This window comes from Micrococcus sp. LASM2_SD2 (assembly GCF_057364565.1).
On sequence record NZ_JBNFOB010000215.1, the window covers coordinates 1 to 3,929 of the forward strand.

Annotated in this window: 2 protein-coding genes; one reads left to right on the plus strand and one right to left on the minus strand. The window is 71.7% G+C overall.

Features of this window, described 5'->3' with window-relative positions; genetic code table 11:
- Positions 1-64: 64 nt before the first annotated feature.
- The gene (locus AC2W7A_RS10165; RefSeq protein ID WP_485991251.1) at positions 65-1,441 is read right to left on the minus strand and encodes a UDP-glucose dehydrogenase family protein; all 1,377 of its coding nucleotides are present in this window, start codon (positions 1,439-1,441) and stop codon (positions 65-67) included.
- Positions 1,442-1,751: 310 nt separating this feature from the next.
- Here AC2W7A_RS10165 and glgX point away from each other — a divergent pair, with 310 nt between their 5' ends.
- On the plus strand, positions 1,752-3,887 hold the full coding sequence (glgX, locus tag AC2W7A_RS10170) for a glycogen debranching protein GlgX (protein WP_485991252.1): 2,136 nt from the start codon (positions 1,752-1,754) through the stop codon (positions 3,885-3,887).
- Positions 3,888-3,929: the final 42 nt, after the last annotated feature.

Sequence of the window (3,929 nt, forward strand, 5' to 3'; positions counted from 1 at the left end):
GCCGGACCGCCTGCGGCGACCGGCCGTCGTCGCTGCCGGGGGCGAGGGGGGAGGGGGACCTCGCTCAGGCCGGGGAGCCGTGCTCCACCTTCTGGCCCAGGCCGACCACCGGGACGCCGGCGGCGGCCCAGACCTCCCGGTCCAGGACATTGCGGCCGTCGATCAGGCGCGGGGTGGCCATGCACTCGGCCACGCGAGCCGGGTCCAACTCCCGGAACTCGCGCCACTCGGTGAGCAGGATCGCCAGGTCCGCGTCCCGTAGGGCCTCCTCCACGGAGCCCACGTAGTCCAGGCGCGGGAAGCGGGCGGCGGCGTTGGCGTTGGCCTCCGGGTCGTAGACGGAGGTGTCCGCGCCGAGCGTGTAGAGGCGGTTGGCCACGTCCAGGGCGGGGGAGTCGCGGACGTCGTCCGAGTCGGGCTTGAAGGCGACGCCGAGGATGGCGATGCGGGCGCCCTGCAGGGCCTGGACCGGGGCGGCACGCCGGTTCCCGGCGTCCGCGGCGAGCACGTCCACGGCCAGGTCCACCACGCGCTCGCGGCGGCGCAGGTTGATGGCGTCCATCTCGGACAGGAAGCGCATGGTGCTGGTCAGGCCGAGCTCGGCCACGCGGGCCTGCAGGGCGCGGATGTCCTTCGGCAGGCAGCCGCCGCCGAAGCCCACGCCGGCGTTGAGGAAGCGGCGGCCGATGCGGGCGTCGTGGCCGATGGCGTCCGCGAGGGTGCGGATGTCCCCGCCGACCGCCTCGGTGACCTCGGAGAAGGCGTTGATGAAGCTGATCTTGGTGGCCAGGAACGCGTTCGCGGCCACCTTCACCAGCTCGGCGGTGGGGAAGTCGGTGCAGATCCAGGGGGTGCCGGAGGCCAGGGGCGTGGCGTAGACCTCGCGCAGCACCTGCTCGGCGTGCTCGGAGGCCACGCCCACCACGAGCCGGTCCGGGGTCAGGGTGTCCTTGACGGCGAAGCCCTCGCGCAGGAACTCCGGGTTCCAGGCCAGCTCCACGGCGCCCGGCAGGCCGTTCGCCTCGCGCAGCTCGGCCAGCAGGCCGGCCAGCCGGTCCGCGGTGCCGACCGGGACGGTGGACTTGCCCACGATCAGGGCGTCCTTTGTGATCGACTCGGCCAGCGACGTGAGGGCGGCGTCCACGTAGCGCATGTCCGCGGCCTGCTCGCCGCTGCGCTGCGGGGTGCCGACACCGATGAAGTGGACGTCCGCCCACCCGCCGACCTCGGCGTAGTCCGTGGTGAAGCGCAGGCGTCCGGACTGCACGTGCTCGACGATGAGCTCCGGCAGGCCGGGCTCGTGGAAGGGGACCTCGCCCCGGGCCAACCGCTCGATCTTGGCGGGGTCGACGTCCACGCCGACCACCTCGAAGCCGAGCTCCGCCATGCACGCGGCGTGCGTGGCTCCCAGGTAGCCGGTGCCGATCACGGAGATGCGCACGATGCCTCCGCCTTCCTCTGCCGTCTGCGGCAGGTCCACTGATCCTGAAGTCGTCCTGCCCGGGGCGTCCCGGGCTGGAAGACACGCTAGGAACACCGGATGAGAGGACGGTGATGACAGGTGGCGCACGGGGCAACGCCGCCTGAACACTGGGAGACGGGCGGGCGTCGTGCCGCGTCGCCGTGTACAGGGAACGTGCGGTCTCGGGTACTACCATGAGGGGCGTCCGGGCGCACCGCGCCCGGTCCCGGCCGCGCCCGGAGCATCCGGAGCAGCCGTGCCACCGTCCCCTCCCCCTCCATGGAGTCCCATGCGCACCCTCGAGCCCGGCCGTCCCTATCCCCTCGGCGCCACCCCGGACGAGGACGGCACCAACTTCGCGCTCGCCGTCGGCCATGAGGCCGAGCGCGTCGAGCTGTGCCTGGTGCACGAGGACGGCACGGAGGAGCGCCTCGAGCTCACCCACCGGCACGACACCACCTGGCACGCGTTCGTCCCGGGCATTGGCCACGGTCAGCGCTACGGCTACCGCGTGCACGGGCCCTGGGCTCCGGACCAGGGCCACTGGTTCAACCCGCACAAGCTGCTCGTGGACCCCTACGCGCTCGCCCTGGACGGCGAGCACCGCTGGGGCCAGGAGCAGTTCGCCTACGTGTTCGGGGACGAGGCCGTCATGGACACCACGGACGGGCTCGGCGCCGTCATGCTCGGCGTGGTGGTGGCCGACGACTTCGACTGGGGCGAGGACGTGCACCCGGAGGTCGAGCTCTCGGACACCGTGGTGTACGAGACCCACGTCAAGGGCATGACCGCGCTGCACCCGGACCTGCCGGAACAGCTGCGCGGCACCTACGCCGGCATGGCGCATCCGGCGGTGATCGAGCACCTCCGGCGGCTCGGCGTGACCGCCGTGGAGCTGATGCCGGTGCACCAGTTCGTGGACGACTCCACGCTCCAGGACAAGGGCCTGTCCAACTACTGGGGCTACAACACCCTCGGGTACTTCGCCCCGCACCGCGCCTACGCGGCCTCGGAGGATCTCGGCGGCCAGGTCCGGGAGTTCAAGCAGATGGTCAAGGACCTGCACGCCGCGGGCCTCGAGGTCATCCTGGACGTGGTGTACAACCACACCGCCGAGGGCAACCACATGGGTCCCACGCTGTCCTTCCGCGGCATCGACAACCCGGGCTACTACCACCTCGTGGAGGGCGACGAGCAGCACTACATGGACTACACGGGCACCGGGAACTCGGTGGACCTGTCCTCCCCGAAGGCCCTGCAGCTGGTGATGGACTCGCTGCGGTACTGGGTCACCGAGATGCACGTGGACGGCTTCCGGTTCGACCTGGCCACCACGCTCACGCGCGTGGAGGGCGAGCAGGGCCCGGACATGCTCTCTCGGTTCTTCGACGTGGTCCGGCAGGACCCGGTGCTGCGCACGGTGAAGCTGATCGCCGAGCCGTGGGACGTGGGCTGGGGCGGCTACCAGGTGGGCAACTTCCCGGGCATCTGGTCCGAATGGAACGGCATGTACCGGGACACCGTGCGCGACTTCTGGCGCGGCGAGCCCGGCACGCTGTCCGAGTTCGCCACCCGGCTGACCGGCTCGGCCGACCTCTACGAGGACGACGGGCGCAGCCCCGGCGCCTCCGTCAACTTCGTCACGGCCCACGACGGCTTCACGCTGCGGGACCTGGTGTCCTACAACGAGAAGCACAACGAGGCCAACGGCGAGGGCAACAACGACGGCGACTCGCACAACCGCTCGTGGAACTGCGGCGTGGAGGGAGAGACGGACGACGCGGAGGTCAACGCCCTGCGCGCCCGGCAGCAGCGCAACTTCCTGACCACCCTGTTCGTGTCCCAGGGGGTGCCGATGCTCTCGCACGGCGACGAGCTGGGCCGCACGCAGCGGGGCAACAACAACGTGTACTGCCAGGACTCCGAGCTGTCCTGGATCGACTGGTCGGCCGCGGACCAGGACCTCGTGGACTTCACCGCCGCCCTGATCCGCCTGCGCCGGGACCACACCGTGTTCCGGCGCCACCGTCACTTCGACGGCCGTCCGGCCGCCCGCGACGTCGAGGCGCCCCTGCCGGACATCGTGTGGCTGCAGCCGGACGCGGAGGCCAAGACGGAGGAGGACTGGGAGGAGGGCGCCCGCTCCATCGCGTTCTACCTCAACGGCCACGCCGTGCCGGAGGCGGACCAGGAGCCCGGGGTGGCGGAGAAGGACTTCTACATCCTGATGAACGCCTGGTGGGAGCCGGTGCCGTACACCCTGCCCGGGCCCACGTTCCCGGCCGAGTGGGAGGTGGTGGTGGACACCTCCGGCACCCTGGACCCGGAGGGCCACCGCGGCGGCTCCGAGCCCAGCCCGCACGTCCACGCGGGTCAGGTGCTGGACCTCCCCGCCCGGTCGACCGTGGTCCTGCGCCAGGTCTGAGCCGTGGGCGCGCTGGACCTGGACGGGGTGCGCCGGCACGCC

Coding starts and splice junctions, on each gene's coding strand:
- glgX (WP_485991252.1), top strand. CDS start 1,752: ATGCGCACCCTCGAGCCCGGCCGTCCCTATCCCCTCGGCGCCACCCCG.